General features: G+C 66.8%; 17 protein-coding genes and 1 tRNA gene. 11 read left to right on the plus strand and 7 right to left on the minus strand.

Annotated elements, in window-relative coordinates; translation table 11 throughout:
• Positions 1–8 precede the first annotated feature (8 nt).
• Positions 9–491, plus strand: coding sequence for an 8-oxo-dGTP diphosphatase (locus ACYQ1Z_RS18880; RefSeq protein WP_459794082.1), 483 nt, complete (start codon positions 9–11; stop codon positions 489–491).
• Positions 492–559: 68 nt separating this feature from the next.
• On the opposite strand, the gene ACYQ1Z_RS18885 is transcribed toward ACYQ1Z_RS18880, so the two are convergent.
• The 6 genes from ACYQ1Z_RS18885 to ACYQ1Z_RS18910 form a co-directional block, all read right to left on the minus strand.
• Positions 560–1,699 carry a bifunctional 2-methylcitrate synthase/citrate synthase gene (locus ACYQ1Z_RS18885; protein WP_459794083.1) on the minus strand — a complete coding sequence of 380 codons (1,140 nt, stop codon included), beginning with the start codon at positions 1,697–1,699 and terminating at the stop codon, positions 560–562.
• A 76-nt stretch (positions 1,700–1,775) separates the two neighbouring features.
• A complete protein-coding gene (prpB, locus tag ACYQ1Z_RS18890) occupies positions 1,776–2,681 on the minus strand; it encodes a methylisocitrate lyase (RefSeq protein WP_459794084.1) in 906 nt (301 codons plus the stop codon).
• Positions 2,682–4,202 (minus strand): MmgE/PrpD family protein, encoded by a 1,521-nt coding sequence (locus ACYQ1Z_RS18895; RefSeq protein WP_459794085.1) that lies wholly within the window; start codon positions 4,200–4,202, stop codon positions 2,682–2,684.
• A 10-nt stretch (positions 4,203–4,212) separates the two neighbouring features.
• Positions 4,213–4,884: a GntR family transcriptional regulator gene (locus ACYQ1Z_RS18900; RefSeq protein ID WP_459794096.1), complete on the minus strand. Its 672-nt coding sequence runs from the start codon at positions 4,882–4,884 to the stop codon at positions 4,213–4,215.
• A 112-nt stretch (positions 4,885–4,996) separates the two neighbouring features.
• Positions 4,997–5,710 (minus strand): response regulator, encoded by a 714-nt coding sequence (locus tag ACYQ1Z_RS18905; protein WP_459794086.1) that lies wholly within the window; start codon positions 5,708–5,710, stop codon positions 4,997–4,999.
• Complete coding sequence (locus ACYQ1Z_RS18910) at positions 5,707–7,341, minus strand: sensor histidine kinase (protein ID WP_459794087.1); 1,635 nt, start codon at positions 7,339–7,341, stop codon at positions 5,707–5,709. The genes ACYQ1Z_RS18905 and ACYQ1Z_RS18910 overlap by 4 nt, the downstream gene beginning before the upstream one ends.
• Before the next feature lie 204 nt (positions 7,342–7,545).
• On the opposite strand from ACYQ1Z_RS18910, the gene ACYQ1Z_RS18915 reads away from it, so the two are divergent.
• The 10 genes from ACYQ1Z_RS18915 to ACYQ1Z_RS18960 all read left to right on the plus strand — a co-directional run bounded on the left by ACYQ1Z_RS18915 (position 7,546) and on the right by ACYQ1Z_RS18960 (position 17,186).
• Positions 7,546–8,892 (plus strand): cation:dicarboxylate symporter family transporter, encoded by a 1,347-nt coding sequence (locus ACYQ1Z_RS18915; RefSeq protein ID WP_459794088.1) that lies wholly within the window; start codon positions 7,546–7,548, stop codon positions 8,890–8,892.
• Positions 8,893–9,117: 225 nt separating this feature from the next.
• Positions 9,118–10,017 carry a ParA family protein gene (locus tag ACYQ1Z_RS18920; protein WP_459794097.1) on the plus strand — a complete coding sequence of 300 codons (900 nt, stop codon included), beginning with the start codon at positions 9,118–9,120 and terminating at the stop codon, positions 10,015–10,017.
• A gap of 8 nt (positions 10,018–10,025) precedes the next feature.
• The gene (locus tag ACYQ1Z_RS18925) at positions 10,026–10,838 is read left to right on the plus strand and encodes a segregation and condensation protein A (protein ID WP_459794089.1); all 813 of its coding nucleotides are present in this window, start codon (positions 10,026–10,028) and stop codon (positions 10,836–10,838) included.
• Positions 10,835–11,500, plus strand: coding sequence for an SMC-Scp complex subunit ScpB (scpB, locus tag ACYQ1Z_RS18930; RefSeq protein WP_459794090.1), 666 nt, complete (start codon positions 10,835–10,837; stop codon positions 11,498–11,500). Before ACYQ1Z_RS18925 ends, scpB begins: the two co-directional genes overlap by 4 nt.
• Positions 11,501–11,617: 117 nt before the next feature.
• The gene (locus tag ACYQ1Z_RS18935) at positions 11,618–12,817 is read left to right on the plus strand and encodes a pseudouridine synthase (protein WP_459794091.1); all 1,200 of its coding nucleotides are present in this window, start codon (positions 11,618–11,620) and stop codon (positions 12,815–12,817) included.
• A 3-nt stretch (positions 12,818–12,820) separates the two neighbouring features.
• Entirely contained in the window at positions 12,821–13,933 is a 1,113-nt protein-coding gene (locus ACYQ1Z_RS18940) for a prephenate dehydrogenase (RefSeq protein ID WP_459794092.1), read from the plus strand.
• A complete protein-coding gene (cmk, locus tag ACYQ1Z_RS18945) occupies positions 13,930–14,643 on the plus strand; it encodes a (d)CMP kinase (RefSeq protein ID WP_459794093.1) in 714 nt (237 codons plus the stop codon). The genes ACYQ1Z_RS18940 and cmk overlap by 4 nt, the downstream gene beginning before the upstream one ends.
• Positions 14,644–14,710: 67 nt before the next feature.
• Complete coding sequence (locus tag ACYQ1Z_RS18950; protein WP_459794098.1) at positions 14,711–15,391, plus strand: lysophospholipid acyltransferase family protein; 681 nt, start codon at positions 14,711–14,713, stop codon at positions 15,389–15,391.
• 10 nt (positions 15,392–15,401) lie between these two features.
• A complete protein-coding gene (der, locus tag ACYQ1Z_RS18955; protein ID WP_459794094.1) occupies positions 15,402–16,952 on the plus strand; it encodes a ribosome biogenesis GTPase Der in 1,551 nt (516 codons plus the stop codon).
• Between the two features lie 157 nt (positions 16,953–17,109).
• A tRNA-Pro gene (locus ACYQ1Z_RS18960) sits at positions 17,110–17,186 on the plus strand.
• A gap of 78 nt (positions 17,187–17,264) precedes the next feature.
• Here the strand turns inward: ACYQ1Z_RS18960 and ACYQ1Z_RS18965 are convergent.
• Positions 17,265–18,177, minus strand: a 913-nt coding sequence (locus ACYQ1Z_RS18965; protein WP_459794095.1) for a polysaccharide deacetylase family protein, incomplete at its 5' end; no start/stop codon positions are given.

Genomic DNA, 18,177 nt, shown 5'->3' on the forward strand with positions numbered 1-18,177 from the left:
TAGGAGTCATGACCGCCGCTCCCGTGACCCTGTGCTTCCTCCTCCGGGACACGTCCGCCGGCAGTGAGGTGCTGCTCGGGCTCAAGCGCACCGGCTTCGGCAAGGGAAAAGTGGTGGGCATCGGCGGCCACGTGGAACCGGGGGAGAGTGACAGCGAGGCCGTCATCCGTGAAGTCTTCGAGGAAACCGGCGTCACCCTGAAGGAAGCGGACCTGGTGGACGCCGGGGCAGTCCACTTCGTCTTCCCGGCACGCCCCGAGTGGAACATGCACACCCGGCTTTTCACGGCCCGCCGGTGGCAGGGCGAGCCGGCCGAAAGCGACGAGATCGTTCCCGGATGGTTTCCGGTGGACACCCTGCCGGTTGACCGGATGTGGCAGGACGCCGACCACTGGCTGCCCGTGGTGCTGGAAGGCGGCCGGGTCAACGTGGTGGTCACCATGCACACGGACAACGAATCTGTCGCCTCGTCCCAAAGCATCCTGCCCTGAAGCTCAATCCGACGGCGGCCGTCCCCTGGGGGGAGGGCCGCCGTCGTCAGTCCTGCCTGGCCCGGGTGCTACGCCAGGTGCCGCTCCTCGGGGCCGACATATTCGCTCAGCGGCCGGATCAGCGAGTTGGAGTCCAGCTGCTCCATGATGTGCGCGGTCCAGCCGGTGATCCGGCTGGCCACGAACAGCGGCGTGAAGGTTGCCGTGTCGAATCCCATGAGGTGGTAGGTGGGTCCGGCGGGATAGTCGAGGTTGGGCTTGATCCCCTTGGCCTCGTCCATGGCGTGTTCCAGGCCCTGGTACAGCCCCAGCAGCTCCGGCCGGCCGTAGTGGGCCACCATCTTGTCCAGGGCGGCCTTCATGGTGGGGACGCGGGAATCGCCGTGCTTGTAGACCCGGTGGCCGAAGCCCATGACCTTCTTCTTTTGGGCCAGGGCGTTCTCCATCCACTCCTTCGCCCGGGCCGCTGCTTCCTCCAGGGACTCCTGCGGCCGGATGCCGATTTCGTCGAAGGTGTGCATTACAGCCTCGTTGGCCCCGCCGTGGAGTGGTCCCTTGAGCGCCCCGATGGCCCCGGTTACGGCCGAGTGCAGGTCGGACAGCGTGGAAGTGATGACCCGCGCGGTGAAGGTTGAGGCGTTGAAGGAGTGCTCCGCGTACAGGATCATCGAGACGTTGAAAGCCTCCACGACTTCCGGGACCTGCTCCTCGCCGAAAGTCATCCAAAGGAAGTTTGCCGAGTAGCCGAGGTCATCGCGGGGTTCGACGACGTCCTGGCCGCGGCGGCGGCGCTGGTCGTAGGCGACGACGGCGGGCATCGCCGCGAACAGGTCCACGGCCTTGGCCATGTTGGCTTCCCGGGAGGAGTCTTCGGCGAGGGGGTGCCGCGCACCCAGCACAGACGCAGCCGTCCGGCACACGTCCATGGGGTGGGCCGTGTCCGGCAGCGTGTCGATCACGGTCTTGACCACGGGATCCAGCGGCCGTCCCGCCCGCTCCCGGGCCGTGAACTCCGCCAGCTGATCGGCGGACGGGAGCTCGCCGTTCCACAGCAGGTAGGCGACTTCCTCGAAACTGCACTTGGCGGCCAGCTCCTGGACCGGATAGCCGCGGTAGAGCAGCGAGTTGGTGTCCGGGTTGACCTTGGAGACGGAGGTGTAATCCACCACGACGCCGGCGAGACCCTTTTTGATGTCCTGTTCAGCCATGCTGCAACTCCTTTGTTCTGTCGCCTTGCCGAAAAATTTGCCGGCCGGAGCCGGCATGGCCGTTGGGCCGGGGTCCTTAGTGCTTCCCCGGGACCTGGAAGTTGAAGACCCCGGTGTCGAACCGGTTGTACCCCTCATAGTCAACGAGTTCGTATAAACGTGCACGGGTCAGCATTCCGGTAACCTGCGCTTCCTGCGTTCCGTCCGCCTTGATCGAGTCCAGCGTACGCTCGGCAGCACCCATGGCACTACGGAGGAGCGTGACCGGGTAGATCACCATGTTCACCCCCGCGGCCTGCAACTGCTCCGTCGTGAACAATGCACTCTTGCCGAACTCGGTCATGTTGGCCAGGATCGGCACGTCCACGGCGTCGCGGATGGCCTGAAACTCGTCCAGGTCCTTCATTGCTTCGGGGAAGATGGCGTCCGCCCCGGCGTCGACCAGCGCCTTGGCGCGGTCCTGCGCGGCCTGGAGCCCGTCAACGGCGCGGATATCGGTGCGGGCCATGATGAGGAAGTTGGGGTCCCGGCGGGCGTCGGCGGCAGCGCGGATGCGTTTGGTGGCGGTGTCCAGGTCCACCACGTTCTTGCCGTCCAGGTGGCCGCAGCGCTTGGGGTTGAACTGGTCCTCGATGTGCAGTCCGGCGAGGCCGGCGTTCTCCAGTTCCTGGACGGTGCGGGCAACGTTCATCGGTTCTCCGAACCCGGTATCGGCGTCCACGATCGCCGGCAGGTCCGTCATCCGGGCGATCTGGCCGGCCCTGGTGGCCACTTCGGTGAGGGTGGTCAGCCCGATGTCCGGCAGGCCGAGGTCGTTGGCCAGCACGGCGCCGGAGATGTAGACGCCTTCAAAGCCCTTTTCCTGGATAAGCCGGGCGGAGAGCGGGTTGAACGCGCCGGGGAACTGCACAATCGTGCCGGAGGCCAGGAGTTCGCGGAACCGGATCCGTTTCTGTTCCGGGCTGGTGGTGGAGTAGAGCATCTAGAACAGCCCCTTCGGTGCTGCGTCCAGGTTGATGACGCCCGGTGCGGCGGTGATGTTCAGCTGGTCCAGTTCCCCGGGGGCGAGTTCGGGGAGGCGTTCGACGGCGGCCAGGAACCTTTCGATCTCGGCGTCCTCGACGAGCCCGGCTGCGAGGGTGCGGAACTTGTTGACGTACTGTTCGCGGGCGAACGGCCGGGCACCGAGCGGGTGGGCGTCGGCCACGGCGATCTGGTCGGTGATGACCGTGCCGTCGGTGAGCGTGATTTCCACCGACCCGCCGAAGGCCTTCTCGCTGATGTCCAGGGAGTGGTAGCGGCGGGTCCACTCCGGGTCTTCCTCAGTGGTGACCTTCTGCCAGAGTTCCACGGTGTCGGCGCGGGCGGCGCGTTCGGGCGCGTAGGAGTCCACGTGGTGCCAGGCCCCGTCCTGCAGGGCCACGGTGAAGATGTAGGGGATGGAGTGGTCAAGGGTCTCCCGCGACGCGGTGGGGCTGTACTTCTGCGGGTCGTTGGCGCCGGAGCCGATCACGAAGTGCGTGTGGTGGCTGGTCCTGATCAGCACTGCCTTCACATTGGCCGGATCCGTGGCTTCCGGGTGCTGGCGGTGCAGCTTGCGGGCCAGGTCGATCCAGGCCTGCGCCTGGTACTCGGCCGAGTGCTCCTTGGTGTAGGTGTCCAGGATTGCGCGTTTTGCCTCACCCGGAGCGGGGAGCGGGACCATGTAAGACGCGTCCGGGCCGTCCAGCATCCAGGCGATCACGCCGTCCTCGCCCTCATAGATCGGCACCGGGGAAGTCTGCCCGCGCATGGCCCGGTCGGCGGCCTCGATAGCCATCTTCCCGGCGAAGGCGGGGGCGTGGGCCTTCCAGGTGGAGATTTCGCCCTTGCGCGACTGGCGCGTCGCCGTCGTCGTATGCAATGCCTGCCCGACGGACTGGAAGATGGTTTCGACGCCGAGGCCCAGCAGGGTGCCGATGCCGGCGGCCGCGGAGGGCCCGAGGTGGGCGACGTGGTCGATCTTGTGCTTGTGCAGGCAGATGGCCTTGACCAGGTTCACCTGGATCTCATAACCGGTGGCAATGCCGCGGACCAGGTCCTTGCCGCTGGAGCCCACGTGCTGGGCGACAGCCAGGATCGGGGGAATGTTGTCGCCGGGGTGGGAGTAGTCCGCGGCGAGGAACGTGTCGTGGTAGTCAAGTTCGCGCACGGCCACCCCGTTGGCCCAGGCAGCCCATTCGGGGGAGACCCGCTCGCCGATGCCGAAGACCTTGGAGCCCTTGCCGCCGGTGCTGGGTGCGTGCGCCAGCGCCTGGGCGCGGGCGGCGACGATCGGGGCCCGGTTCAGCGAGGCGACGGCCACAGACGCGTTGTCGATGATCCGGTTAATGACCATCTCCGATACTTCTGCCGTGATGTCGACGGGGTCGGCGGCGACCACCGCAATCTTGTGCGCCAGCTGTTCCTCACGGGGAAGGTTTTCCTCGCTCTTATAGACGCGGACGTGGTGTTCCTGGACCATGGGGCTCCTTCTAGCGGGTCTTGATGTGGGCGGGGGCGGCTTCAAGGTGGGACAGCGCGGTGGCTTTGATGTGGCAGAGGCTGGTGTGCAGGTGCACCGTTGTGGCAGCGGCGGCGAGCCGGGGGTTCCGGTCGGCGATGGCACCGGCGATGGCGGCATGTTCGGCAGCGGCCGCCGTCAGCCGCTCCGTGTCGTCGGCTGCCATCCTGCGGATCCGGACGAGGTGCACCCGCAGGCTGCGCATGGCCTGGGCGAGGTAGGAGTTGGAGATTGCGGTGTCTATGGCTGCGTCAAGCCGGGCCACCAGCGCGTAGTAGTCCTGCACGGCAGGGGGTGCAAAGGCCAGGAGGGCCGGGGCCTGGACGAGGTCGGCCTGGAGCCGGCGGAAGGTGTCAGGTTCGCCACGCTCCGCCGCCAGCGCGGCAGCCCTTCCCTCCAGCGTCTCGCGGAGCTCGAACAGTTCGTCAATGTCGGCAAGGGAGATGGCGCTGACGACGACGCCGCGTCCGCCCGCCGTCGTCAATCCTTCCGCGGTGAGGCGGCTGAGCGCCTCCCGAAGCGGGGTGCGCGACACGCCCAGGCGCTCGGCCTGCTCCACCTCGGCGAGCAGGGCGCCGGGCGGGAGGCGCCACTCGATGATGTCATCGCGGAGCGCCGCGTAGGCGCGTTCACTTGCCCGCACTGCTGCTCCCTTCATCGAACAATTCGGCTCCAGTGTATACACGGGAGGATTGCTGAGGGAAGATCTTCACGAAAAATACGGGCTTTGCGCAGGTTCTTGTATACAGCAGTGGCTAGCGCCCGCTCCAGCTGTATTCGTTCTCGGGCCGGCCGGGAGTGCCGTAGCGTGCGGTCCTCGACACCGTGCCGGCATCGACGAGGTATTCCAGGTACCGGCGCGCGGTCACCCTGGACATCCCCAGCGCGTCCATGACCTCAGTGGCTGATACCGCCTGCTGCTGCCCCTTCAGGAACTCCTGCACGGACACCAGCGTCGAGACGGACAGGCCTTTGGGCAGCGGAAGCTCCGACGGCGCCCGGAGGCTGGCAAAGGCCTGGTCGACTTCGCTCTGCGACGCTGCCGACCTTCCGGACGCGCTGCCGGGACCGGCCAGCTGCTGCCGGAACTGGCGGTAGCTCTCCAGCTTGTCAGCGAAGGTCGCGAAGGTGAACGGCTTGATCAGGTACTGCACCACGCCGATCGCCACCGCGCTGCGGACGATAGCCAGCTCCCTGACGGCGGTGATGGCGATGATGTCGGCAAGGATCCCTGCCGAGCGCATCCGGCGGGCGATGTCCAGTCCGTGCAGGTCCGGCAGGTTCATGTCCAGCAGCACCAGCTCCACGGGGTTGCCCGCGGCCGAGAACTCATTGAGCAGCCGCAGGGCCGATTGCCCGTCCGGCGCTGTTCCGGCAAGCTCGAACCCGGCCAGCCGCCCGATGTATGCTGCGTGCGCGGCCGAGGCAATTGCCTCGTCCTCAACGACGAGGACGCGGATGGTGCTCACGGTTTGTGCTCCTTTTCGGGTGGCAGGGCGGCGGGCAGGAACACTTCGAACTTTGCCCCGCGGCGTCCGTTGATGGCCAGCGTACCGCCCAGCCGCTGCACGGCCTGCCGGACCAGGGCAAGGCCGATGCCACGGCCGCCGGGCCCCGTCGGTTTAGTGCTGTAACCGTGGCGGAAGATGTTGTCCGCAGTGTCCGGATCGAGCGGGGCGCCGGAGTCGTGGACGGCGATGTCCAGGCCTTCCTCATCGGACTCCACTGTCAGCTCCACCCGGCGCGGGGGTGTCCCTTCCGCCGCGGCGTCGATGGCGTTGTCGAGCAGGTTGCCGAGGATTGTCACGAGGTCCTGGACGGCGATGCCGGCCACTGACCCGGATCCGAGGGTGGCAACTTCCAGCTGGACGCCCCGCTCATGGGCCTCGGCCACCTTGCCCATGACCAGTGCGCCGAGGACCGGCTCATCCACCGAGCTGAGCATGTCATCGGTGAGCTGCTGGCTCAGTTCCAGATCCCGGGTGGCAAAGTCCAGGGCCTCTCGCGTGCGCCCCAGCTCAAGCAGCGACACCATGGTGTGGAGCCGGTTCGCGTGTTCGTGGGTCTGCGCCCGCAGGGCATCGGACAGGGTCCGCATGGTCTCGAGTTCGTTGCCCAGTGCCTCAATCTCGGTCCGGTCCCGCAGCGTGGCAACAGTGCCGTACACCGGGTTCCTGCCGCGGACAGCGTGCGATTCCGGGCCTTTGGCGGGCCCCTGGTTCACCACCAGGACCCTGGACCCGGCCAGGACGATTTCATCCTTCGCCTCCCGGCCCGATTCGAACAGGGAGCGGAGGCCGTCATCGATAGGCAGCCCGGCAAGGGACGGCGGCCGGAGGGGGTCCCGTTCGCGGGAGCCTGCCAGGCCGAGGAGCTCGGCTGCCTGGTCGTTGTACATCACCACGTCGCCCCGGGTGTCGATCAGGATCAGTCCCTCCCTGACCGAGTGCAGCACGGACTCGTAGTAGGCGAAAAGTTGCGAGAGCTGCTCCGGCCCCCAGCCCCGGGTGACGCGGCGGAGATACCTGCCGAGCAGCCACGAGGCCCAGGATCCGCCCACCAGCAGGGCAAGCCCGATGGCCAGCAGGGCGGGGAGCCGGGCGGCGAAAGCCACATCCACGGTGCCTACCGTTACCCCGGCCGCCACCAGCGCCTTGACCGCGCCCGAGGCGTCCTTCACCGGGACAATGGTCCGCACCGACGGGCCCAGCGTCCCGGCTGTGACCTCGGTGAACTCCTCACCCCGCAACGCGGCGTCCACCGACCCGATGTACGGCCTGCCGACTTCCTCCTCCCGGGGGTGGGTCCAGCGGGTGCGGTCCGGGGCCATGATGGTGATGAAATCGACGTCGGCCGTCGCCATGACGTCCCTCGTGTAGGGCTGGAGCACGGCAGACGGGTCGGGGGAGGAGGCCGCATCGAGGACCAGCGGACTCGCAGCTATGGCATGGGCGATGCCCGCCATCCGCAGGCCGGCCTCATCGTAGGTGCGGTCCCGGGCATCCACGTAGGTTGAGGTTCCGACGATGGCGATGAAGGACACCACGATCAGCAGGTTCGCCACGAAGAGCCGCCGGGCGATGCTCCAGCGATGGATCATGTGAACCTCTCTTCGACCACCGTGACGAAAAAACCACTGCCCCGAAACGCTGCGCCGCGACCGGGACACTGCGCCGCGACCAATATGAACGCAACGGTGAGCTGTGTCACTGCGTGCCCAATGATGGATGTCACACCGCAAGGACGTGTAGCGCCCAGAGACTGTGCCGCAGCGTCTACCAGATTATCCATAAGGAGACACATCATGGCTTCTCAACGAGGAGAGTCGCTTGACACCGTGAAGACGCGGCGCAAGGGCATCGACAAATCGCACTACCTGTACATTGCGGTCATCGCAGCCGTCATCCTCGGCGCGCTCGTGGGCCTGATGTTCCCCGAGGTCGGGAAGTCCCTCAAGCCCCTTGGTGACGGGTTCATCAAGCTGATCAAGATGATGATCGCGCCGGTCATCTTCTGCACCATCGTCCTGGGCATCGGCTCCATCGCGAAGGCGGCAACTGTCGGCAAGGTGGGCGGCCTGGCGCTGGGCTACTTCGTCCTCATGTCCACGTTCGCGCTCGCCATCGGCCTTGTGGTCGGCAACCTCATCCACCCCGGTGAGGGCCTCAAGCTCACACCGTACGACCCCACCAAGAAGGCGGAAGTAGACAGCACCGTTGCCTTCCTCCTGGGCATCATTCCCGGAGACATTCCGGTCCTGCCGACGCTGTTTGCCGCGATCCTCGTAGGTTTCGCCCTGCAGAAGATGGGCCCGCAGGGCGCTCCCATCCTCAAGGCCATCGGCCACGGCCAGGTCCTGGTGTTCCGCATCCTGATCATGATCATGTGGCTGGCCCCGGTGGGCGCCTTCGGTGCCATCGCCGCCGTCGTGGGGGCTACCGGCTTCCAGGCCATCGTCAGCATGTTCACCCTGATGGCCGCCTTCTACATCACCTGCGCACTGTTCATCGTGATCATCCTCGGCGGCCTGCTCAAGGTGGTCACCGGCGTCAACATCTTCAAGCTGATGAAGTACCTGGGCCGCGAATACCTGCTCATCTTCTCCACATCCTCCTCCGAAGCTGCCCTGCCCCGCCTGATCGCCAAGATGGAGCACCTGGGTGTCTCCAAGCCCGTCGTCGGCGTCACCGTTCCCACCGGCTACTCCTTCAACCTGGACGGCACGGCCATCTACCTGACCATGGCGTCCCTGTTCGTGGCCAACGCCATGGGCACTCCGCTGGACCTTGGCGCCCAGATCTCCCTGCTGATCTTCATGATCATTGCTTCCAAGGGTGCAGCCGGCGTGACCGGCGCAGGCCTGGCCACGCTCGCTGCAGGCCTGCAGGCCCACAAGCCGGAACTGCTGGGCGGGGTAGGCATGATCGTGGGCATCGACCGGTTTATGTCCGAAGCCCGCGCCCTGACCAACTTCACGGGCAACGCCGTCGCCACCGTCCTGATCGGCACCTGGGTCAAGGAAATCGACGGCGGCCAGGTCAACCGTGTCCTCTCCGGCCACGAGCCCTTCGACGAAGCAACCATGCTGGCCCACCACGGTGATGCCGCCCCGGAGCAGGCCGAAGCCAAGGCCGTGCCGGTCAACGCATAACGGTTCTCCAGCACAGGCGACCGCCCCCTCGGCCCGGCCGAGGGGGCGGTTTTCCGCGTCGGGAAGCGTAACCTTCGACCTCAACTAGAGGGTCAAGGCTCAACATCCGCTTAAAGTCAAGTTCCCTCGAATACCGTGTCGGCCCCTGTAGCCTTGGGTGAAGAAGGAAGGGCGCTGGACATCCAGCGGCAGGAAATCACCGTCATCGAAAGTGTGGACAGATACGTGAGCAGCGAACAGGGTTCAGCAACTCTGGAAGGCACGGCATTCGACCTGGACAACGCGGTGATGGGTCCCACGGGGCGCCCATACCGTGATTTCCCGGAACCTGCGCCGCTGCCCTCCCACGGACCGGCCCGCGTCATCGCCATGGTTAACCAGAAGGGCGGCGTCGGCAAGACCACGTCCACCATTAACCTGGCTGCAGCCCTGGCCGAATACGGCCGCCGCGTGCTCCTGGTGGACTTCGACCCCCAGGGTGCCCTTTCCGCCGGCCTGGGCGTCAACCCCCATGAACTGGACCTGACGGTCTACAACGTCCTGATGGACCGCAAGGTGGACATCCGCCAGGCCATCCACCAGACCGGCGTGGAAAACGTGGACCTGCTGCCGGCAAACATCGACCTCTCCGCCGCGGAAGTCCAGTTGGTCAATGAGGTTGCGCGCGAGCAGGTCCTGGACCGGGCGCTGAAGAAGGTCGAGGACGAGTACGACGTCGTCCTGATCGACTGCCAGCCGTCCCTGGGCCTGCTGACGGTCAACGCCCTCACCGCGGCGCACGGTGTCATCATTCCGTTGATCTGCGAGTTCTTCGCCCTCCGGGCCGTCGCGCTGCTGGTCGAAACCATCGACAAAGTCCAGGACCGGCTGAACCCGCGCCTGCAGGTGGACGGCGTGCTGGCAACCATGTACGACGCCCGGACGCTGCATAGCCGGGAAGTTATCAGCCGGCTGGTTGAGGCCTTCGGCGACAAGGTGTTCGAAACGGTCATCAAGCGGTCCATCAAGTTCGCCGATGCCACCGTGGCCGCGGAACCAATCACTTCCTACGCGGGAACCCACGTGGGTGCCGACGCGTACCGCCGGCTTGCCAAGGAGCTCATTTCCCGCGGCGGCGCGCCGTAGCCAGCGCTGTGGCCGACTCCAAGCCCGGATTCGAGGTGCGGCTGGCCAACTTCACTGGTCCGTTCGACCTCCTGTTGGGCCTGATCGCCAAGCACAAGCTGGACATCACGGAGGTGGCACTGGCCACCGTGACGGATGAGTTCATCAAGTACATCCGCAAGCTGCAGGCGGTCGGCGAGGAATGGGCGCTCGACGAGGCCAGCGAATTCCTGGTCATTGCGGCGACGCTCCTGGACCTCAAGGCCGCCCGGCTGCTGCCGGCGGGCGAGGTGGAGGACGCCGAAGACATCGCCCTGCTCGAAGCCCGGGACCTTCTGTTTGCCCGGCTGCTGCAGTACAAGGCATTCAAGCAGGTTGCCGGAATGCTGGGGCAGACCCTCCATGAGGAAGGCCGCAGGTTCCCGCGCCAGGTGGCACTGGAGGGGCACATCGCGGCGATGCTTCCCGAACTGGTGTGGAAGCACACGCCGCAGCAGTTTGCCGCCCTTGCCGCCGCGGCGCTCCAGCCCAAGGCCCCGCAGCCTGTAGAGGTGGGGACCGGGCACCTGCACGGCAGCCCCGTGAGCGTGAAGGACCAGGCCGGGATTCTGGGTCGCCGGCTGCAGGAGGAATCGCCGCAGACCTTCCGCGCCCTGATTGCCGACGCCGGCTCCACCCTGGTGGTGGTCGCCCGGTTCCTGGCGCTCCTGGAGCTGTTCAGGGACAAGGCCGTCGCCTTCGACCAGCTTTCGCCGCTGGCGGACCTTGCCGTGCACTGGACTGCAGGACAGGGGCAATGGTCAGCGGAAAACTTGAGCGAGGAATACGAGATGCAACCGTGAATGCACAACTGCCGGACGGAACTCCGGAGGACGGCAGCCACGATGTCCACAGCCTGCCCGGCGGGGCGAAGGCTGCCATCGAAGCGGTCCTGATGGTCCTGGACCAGCCGGCAACCGAAGAAGAACTGGCGGCCGGACTGGGGCTCCCGGTCGGCGCCGTCAGGGACCTGCTGGCAGAACTGGAGCGGGAGTATAACGGCTATACTGTTAACGCCCCGGATATGGACAAGGCCAGCACAGCCGGCTTCGCCTCCAGCCCCCGGGGTTTTGAATTGCGGAATATCGCCGGTGGCTGGCGCATCTACTCCCGGGCCGAATTTGCCGACATCGTCGGAAAGTACGTGCTCGACGGGCAGACGGCGCGGTTGACCCAGGCAGCATTGGAAACACTGGCGGTCATTGCCTACCGCCAGCCGGTTTCCCGGGCGCGGGTATCTGCGATTCGCGGCGTCAATGTTGACTCGGTGGTACGGACACTGGCCCAGCGCGGGCTGATCGAGGACGCGGGAACGGATCCCGAGTCGGGGGCAATCCTTTACCGGACCACCTCCTACTTCCTGGAACGGATGGGCATCAGCTCCGTGGCGGACCTGCCACAGCTGTCGCCACACCTTCCTGGACTGGAAGGAATCGCAGAGTTCTACGACGCCGACAACATGTAGGCCGGCCCCGGTCTGCAAAGGCATATGGAGAAAACACTGAACAGGGCAGAGTGAATCTGCCGGGCTGGCTAGGGTTGTCACGGGACACCTTGAAGGCCACACAACGAAGGACGGGTCATGACACAGGCGGGACGCCAGGGTTCACCACGTAACGGTTCCGGACGCGGCGGCGCGGAACGCAACCACTCACAGCGCAACGCGTCGGGAGGAAGCTTCGGAGGCAGCTCCCGCGGCGGTGCAGCCAAGCGGGGCGGCGGATTCGGCGCGGACCGGCCGCACCGCGCGCCGAAACCGCGCGAGGAACGCTTCATCGACCCCGATCTCGGCGGCGCCCAGCAGGGCCGCGGCGCGGACAAGCCGGCCAAGCCGTCGTCGCGCAACCCGGCGTCACGCAAGCCGGGCGCGAAGAAGGCCCCCGGAACCCCGGGTGCGCCCAAGGCTAAGCCCCGCCCGGGCGCCGCGGCTGCACCCGCTTCCCGCGCCTTCGGCAGCGAACGCTTTGGCCAGAACCTCGGCCCGGTCCGCAAGCCTGCCAGGAACAAGGGCCCCCGCCGGGACGTGCCCCAGTCCGAACTGCACGATGCCGACGGTGTCCGCCTGCAGAAAGTCATGGCATCCGCCGGGGTGGCATCGCGCCGCGTCTGCGAGGAGATGATCACGGAAGGACGCGTGGAGGTGGATGGCCAGGTGGTCACCGAGCTCGGCGTCCGCGTGGACCCCAAGACCGCCGTCATCCACGTTGACGGCCTCCGCATCCAGCTCGACGAGAACCTCGTCTACATGGTCTTCAACAAGCCCAAGGGCGTCGTCTCCACCATGGAAGACCCCGACGGCCGCCCCTGCATCAGCGACTTCCTCAAGAACACCAAGAACAAGGGTGAACGGCTCTTCCACGTCGGCCGCCTGGACGTCGCCACCGAAGGGCTGCTGCTGCTGACCAACGACGGCGAACTGGCCAACCGGCTCACCCACCCGTCCTTCGAGGTCCCCAAGACCTACCTGGTCCAGGTGCGCGGCCCCTTCCCGCACGGCGTCGGCGCCCAGCTGAAAGCGGGCGTGGAACTGGAAGACGGCCTCGCGTCCGTGGACTCCTTCCGGCTTGTCGACTCCACTCCGGGGCACGTCCTGATCGAAGTGGTGCTGCACTCGGGCAAGAACCGCATCGTCCGCCGTATGTTCGACGCCGTCGGCTTCCCCGTCCAGCGGCTTGTCCGTGTCAAGGTCGGTCCCATTGGGCTCGGTGACCAGCGCCAGGGCAGCATCCGCAACCTCGGCAAGCAGGAAGTCGGCCACCTGCTGGCATCCGTGGGGCTCTGAGGCATGTCCGCCTTCAAGAGCCACGGACGCGGCCACCTGGACGGGCCCGTGGTGGTGCTCGGCACCGGGCTGCTCGGAACCAGCATCGGGCTGGGACTGCGCGGGCGCGGGGTGCCGGTGTACCTCTCCGACCCCTCACCCACGAACCAGGCCGTTGCCGTGGATATCGGCGCCGGCCGTCCGCTGTCCGAGCTCGGCGAAACCGTGCCGCAGCTGGTCGTGGTGGCCGCTCCGCCGGATGTCACGGCGGAGGTCGTCCAGCAGGCACTGGCCGACTACCCGGAATCCGTGGTGGTGGATATCGCCAGCGTCAAGGCGGACATCCTCGCCCGGCTGCGCGAAAGCGGAGTCGACCTCTCCCGCTATGTTGGAACGCATCCCATGGCAGGCAGGGAGAAATCCGGCCCCGTTGCTGCCCGCGGCGAACTGTTCACGTCCATGCCCTGGGTGGTCTGCCCAGCCGAGGAAACGTCCGGCGCCGCCCTTCAGGTGGCCAGGTCGCTTGGCACGGACCTCGGAGCGGTGGTCTCGCAGTTCACCGCCGACGAGCACGACGAAGCCGTGGCACTGGTGTCCCACCTGCCGCAGGTGATGTCCTCGCTGCTGGCCAGCCGTCTCCAGGGAACGCCCCTGCACGCTTTGTCGCTGGCCGGGAACGGACTCCGTGATGTTACCCGGATTGCCGCCAGCGACCCCACGCTGTGGGTGCAGATCCTTGGCGGCAACGCGGCCAAGGTGGTGGAGATCCTCTACGGCGTCCGGGAGGACCTCAACCGGCTTATAGGAACACTGGAAAACCCCACCGCACCCGGCGCACGCCTGGACCTTGCCCAGCTGATGAGCGAAGGCAACGCCGGGCAGGCACGGATCCCCGGCAAGCACGGAGGGCCGCCGCAGGCCTACTCCTGGCTCACCGTCCTGGTGGACGACAGGCCGGGCCAGATCGCGCAGCTGCTCACCGAAATCGGTGAAATCGGCGTGAACCTTGAAGACCTTCGGCTGGACCATTCCTCCGGACAGAACGTCGGCATGGTGGAATTGTCAGTGTTGCCCAACAAGCACGACCACCTGATCGAAGCATTAAACGACCGCGGATGGCGGGTACTTCAGTCATGACACAGGAACTTCTCGACACCATGCCCGCCCTGCGCGTCGGCCGGCCGCTGGTTGTTGCCATCGACGGCCCGTCCGGGTCCGGCAAGTCCAGCGTAAGCAAGGAAGTGGCCCGGCGGCTGCGTCTCGCCTACCTCGACACCGGGGCCATGTATCGGGCACTGACCTGGCACTGCCTCAACAGCGGCATCGACCTTGACGACGCAGCGGCGGTGGAGCAGGCCTCGCGCGACATCGTCATGGAGCTCAGCACCAGCCCGCAGCAGGAATACGTGCGCGTCGCCGGCGTCGACGTCACTGACGCCATCCGCGAACCCGCCATCTCGTCGGCCGTCAGCGCCGTCGCCACCACCCTGGGCGCCAGGACCGAACTCATCCGCCGCCAGCGGGAACTGATCGAAAAGCACCACCGCCGCATGGTGGTGGAAGGCAGGGACATCACCACCGTCGTCGCTCCCGGGGCGGAGGTCCGCATGCTGCTGACCGCCAGCGAGGAAGCGCGGCTGCGCAGGCGCGGCATCCAGCTGGGCGGAACCCAGAACGCGGAAGAGCTGGCCGCCCAGGTCACCCACCGGGACGCGAAGGACTCCAAGGTAGTGAACTTCACCCAGGCCGCCGACGGCGTGGTGACGCTGGACTCGTCGGACCTGGACTTTGAACAGACAGTGGATGCTGCGCTGGTCATCGTCACCAAGGTCCTCAACCGTGACTGACGGCATGCCGCCCCTTCCTTCCGGGTCCACAGTTCCTTCGGCCCGGGCCGTTCCTTCGCCCTGGACCATGCGGTGGAGCAGGCCGGTGGGCTGGGCCCTGGACCACCTGGTCTACCGGACCACCGTGACCGGAAAGACCAACGTCCCCACCGGTGGCCCGGTCATCTTCGCCGGGAACCACATCAGCCTCCTGGACGGGCCTGTGATGTTCGGTGCCGCGCCCCGGCCCATGCACATCATGGTCAAGCAGGAAATGTTCAACGGTTTCCTGGGCCAGGTGCTGACCGCGTCCGGGCAGTTGCCCGTGGACCGGCGCGGCGGACGGGCCGCGCTTCAGCGCGGCAAGGAACTGCTCGACGCCGGACGGTGCGTTGGCATCCTGCCCGAGGGGACGCGGGGGAGCGGCGACGCCGCCGGCATCAACGGCGGGGTGGCGTGGCTGGCGCTGAACACCGGGGCCCCCGTGGTGCCGGTGGCCATCCTGGGCACACGGACCGGCAACGAGCACCTGGATTTCGTGCCGCGGCCCGGACGCCGCTTACACGTCAGCTTCGGGACCGCCCTGACATTGGGCAGCCGGGCGGGAGAAAGCGGGCGTGCTTCAATGGACAGGGCAGCGCAGGAGATCCGCGCAGCGCTGGCAGGGCACGTCCGGGACGCCATCCAACTCAGCGGGCAGCCCCTGCCCTTCGCTGACTCCACCAAAGACTTAACAGCAGTAGCCGGGACGCCGGCAGATGACCACTAAGGACAGTGCAATGAGCGACACCACCCAGACATCCGGCCACCCCGGCTCCGGCGAAGACGAATACACCCCTTCCGGCACCGACCAGGTTGCGGAACGGCTGGCCGCCATTGACGACGACGAGGCTGAGCTCCGCGCGGCCTCGCTCCGGGCGGGGCTGGAGGACTACGACCTCGACGAGGAAGACGCCGCCCTGCTCAGCGGGGAATACGGCGACGAGGACTTCGACGGCCCCGTCAAGCTCGATCCCGTCCTGGCGATCATCGGCCGCCCCAACGTGGGCAAGTCGACCCTCGTGAACCGTATCCTGGGCCGCCGCGAGGCCGTGGTGGAGGACACCCCCGGCGTCACCCGTGACCGGGTCATGTATTCGGCCAATTGGAACGGCCGCAACTTCACCCTGGTGGACACCGGCGGATGGGAACACGATGCCCGCGGGATCCACGCCCGCGTGGCGGAGCAGGCCGAGATGGCCGTGGAACTCGCTGACGCCGTCCTCTTCGTGGTGGACTCCGCCGTCGGCGCCACGGCCACTGATGAAGCGGTCATGAAGATGCTGCGCCGCAGCAAGAAACCGGTCATCCTGGTCGCCAACAAAGTTGATGACTTCGCGCAGGAGGCGGATTCCGCTGTGCTGTGGGGCCTCGGCTTCGGCGAACCCTACCCTGTGTCGGCACTGCATGGCCGCGGCGTGGCCGACCTGCTCGACCACGTGATGGACGTGCTGCCCGAGTTCTCGACCATTGAGGGCCTGGAGCGTTCCGGCGGACCGCGCCGCATCGCCCTGATCGGCCGGCCCAACGTCGGCAAGTCCTCCCTGCTGAACAAACTCGCCGGCTCCGAGCGCGTGGTGGTGGACAACACCGCCGGAACCACCCGGGATCCGGTGGACGAATTCATTGAACTCGGCGGACGTACCTGGCGTTTCGTCGACACGGCCGGCATCCGGCGCCGCCAGCACATGGCCCAGGGAGCGGACTACTATGCATCGCTCCGGACGCAGGCCGCGCTCGAGAAGGCGGAGGTCGCCGTCGTGCTCCTTGCGGTGGACGAGGTCCTCAGCGAACAGGACGTACGCATCCTCCAGCTCGCCATCGAGTCCGGCCGGGCGCTGGTCCTGGCCTTCAACAAGTGGGACCTGCTGGACGACGAACGCCGCCGGTACCTGGAACGTGAAATCGAACAGGACCTCGCACACGTGGACTGGGCTCCGCGGGTGAACATTTCCGCCAAGACCGGCTGGCACAAGGACCGGCTGGTGCCCGCACTGGACGTGGCACTGGAAAGCTGGGACAAGCGCATCGCCACCGGCCGGCTCAACGCCTTCCTGGGCGAGCTGGTTGCCGCACATCCGCATCCGGTCCGCGGCGGCAAGCAGCCGCGCATCCTCTTCGGCACGCAGGCATCCAGCCGGCCGCCGAAGTTCGTGCTGTTCACCACGGGCTTCCTGGATCCCGGTTACCGCCGCTTCATCACCCGCCGCCTGCGTGAAACCTTCGGCTTCGAGGGCACCCCCATCGAGGTCAGCATGCGCGTGCGCGAAAAGCGCGGAAAGAAGCGCTGACGGACGTGATCCGCAACACTCAGGGCACCGAAACCCGGAAAGTGTCACTTGCACCCTCCGGGATCGTGTAAGCTCTTCTAGGTGGTTCGGCCGGACTGCTGATGGAAATCCGCGGAGTGATCCGGGGATGGAGTTCAGCGGAGAACGGCGGAACCAGCGGGCTGTAGCGCAGCTTGGTAGCGCACTTGACTGGGGGTCAAGGGGTCGCAGGTTCAAATCCTGTCAGCCCGACCACAAAGCCGCGGAAACTTAAGGGTTTCCGCGGCTTTTTGTGTTCGCGGGGTTCCCGCGGCGAAGCGATTGAGCCGCCAGCTAGCCGAGGGCGGCGTCGAGGGTGACAAAGCCGTAGCCTGCCGCCCGGAGTTCGGAGATCACCTGCGGGAGGGCCGCGGCGTCGAGCGTTGAGCCGTCGTCCGGGTTGGAGCCGAGGTGCATCAGGACGACGGCCCCCGGCTGCGCGGACGCCATGACGCGCTGGACGATAAAGCCCGGGCCGCGCGTTCCGTTCAGGGTGCCTTGCCAGCCCAGGGTGTCAACAGTCCACCGGACCGCCGCGTAGCCGGCGGCGTTGACGTCCGCGATGGTGCGGGAATCGCGGGCGCCGAACGGGAACCGGAAGAACGGGCGCGGGTCTCCGCCGGCGGCCTCGATGGTCTTCTGCGCGCTGCTGATCTGGTCCGCGATCTGGGCGTCAGTCAGGGTTGTGAAGTCCGGGTGGCTCATGGAGTGGTTGCCGATCCGATGCCCCGCGTTGTAGATCAGTGCCGGGTCGGAGGGGAACTGGTTGACCCAGCTTCCGGTGAGGAAGAAGGTGCCCGGGACGCCGTTGGCCGAGAGGGTTGCGAGGATCGATCGGAGGCCGGCGTCGTTGGCCCCGGCGTCGAACGTGAGTGCGACAACCTTCTGCGTAGTCGGTAGGCGCTCCAGATCTACGCCCAGGAGGGCAGGCGGAATGTTGGTGTAGATGACTTCTATCCTGGCGCCGGCCTCATGGACCAGGATGGAGCCCTGCTGGAAGTCGCTGCGGCGGCCGCCCGTGATTCCGTACTCGCCGCTGGTCGGGTAGCCGAGCCGGCTGCGCTCCCAACCGAGGGCCACCCACTGGGCCCGAATGGCTCCGTACACATCGTGGGGTCCGGTGGCGGTGCTGAAGTAGATCGCGCCGCCGGTGAAGTTGTTGTATCGGCCTGCTGCGCCTGGTGTTGAGGTTTCGTCGGTGAGTGGG

Source organism: Arthrobacter sp. AD-310, assembly GCF_054656615.1.

Bases quoted from the DNA above. Each gene is read 5' to 3' on its own strand.
- ACYQ1Z_RS18880 (WP_459794082.1), top strand. From the start codon at position 9: ATGACCGCCGCTCCCGTGACCCTGTGCTTCCTCCTCCGGGACACGTCC.
- ACYQ1Z_RS18885 (WP_459794083.1), bottom strand. From the start codon at position 1,699: ATGGCTGAACAGGACATCAAAAAGGGTCTCGCCGGCGTCGTGGTGGAT.
- prpB (WP_459794084.1), bottom strand. From the start codon at position 2,681: ATGCTCTACTCCACCACCAGCCCGGAACAGAAACGGATCCGGTTCCGC.
- ACYQ1Z_RS18895 (WP_459794085.1), bottom strand. From the start codon at position 4,202: ATGGTCCAGGAACACCACGTCCGCGTCTATAAGAGCGAGGAAAACCTT.
- ACYQ1Z_RS18910 (WP_459794087.1), bottom strand. From the start codon at position 7,341: ATGATCCATCGCTGGAGCATCGCCCGGCGGCTCTTCGTGGCGAACCTG.
- ACYQ1Z_RS18915 (WP_459794088.1), top strand. From the start codon at position 7,546: ATGGCTTCTCAACGAGGAGAGTCGCTTGACACCGTGAAGACGCGGCGC.
- ACYQ1Z_RS18935 (WP_459794091.1), top strand. From the start codon at position 11,618: ATGACACAGGCGGGACGCCAGGGTTCACCACGTAACGGTTCCGGACGC.
- ACYQ1Z_RS18940 (WP_459794092.1), top strand. From the start codon at position 12,821: ATGTCCGCCTTCAAGAGCCACGGACGCGGCCACCTGGACGGGCCCGTG.
- cmk (WP_459794093.1), top strand. From the start codon at position 13,930: ATGACACAGGAACTTCTCGACACCATGCCCGCCCTGCGCGTCGGCCGG.
- ACYQ1Z_RS18950 (WP_459794098.1), top strand. From the start codon at position 14,711: ATGCGGTGGAGCAGGCCGGTGGGCTGGGCCCTGGACCACCTGGTCTAC.
- der (WP_459794094.1), top strand. From the start codon at position 15,402: ATGAGCGACACCACCCAGACATCCGGCCACCCCGGCTCCGGCGAAGAC.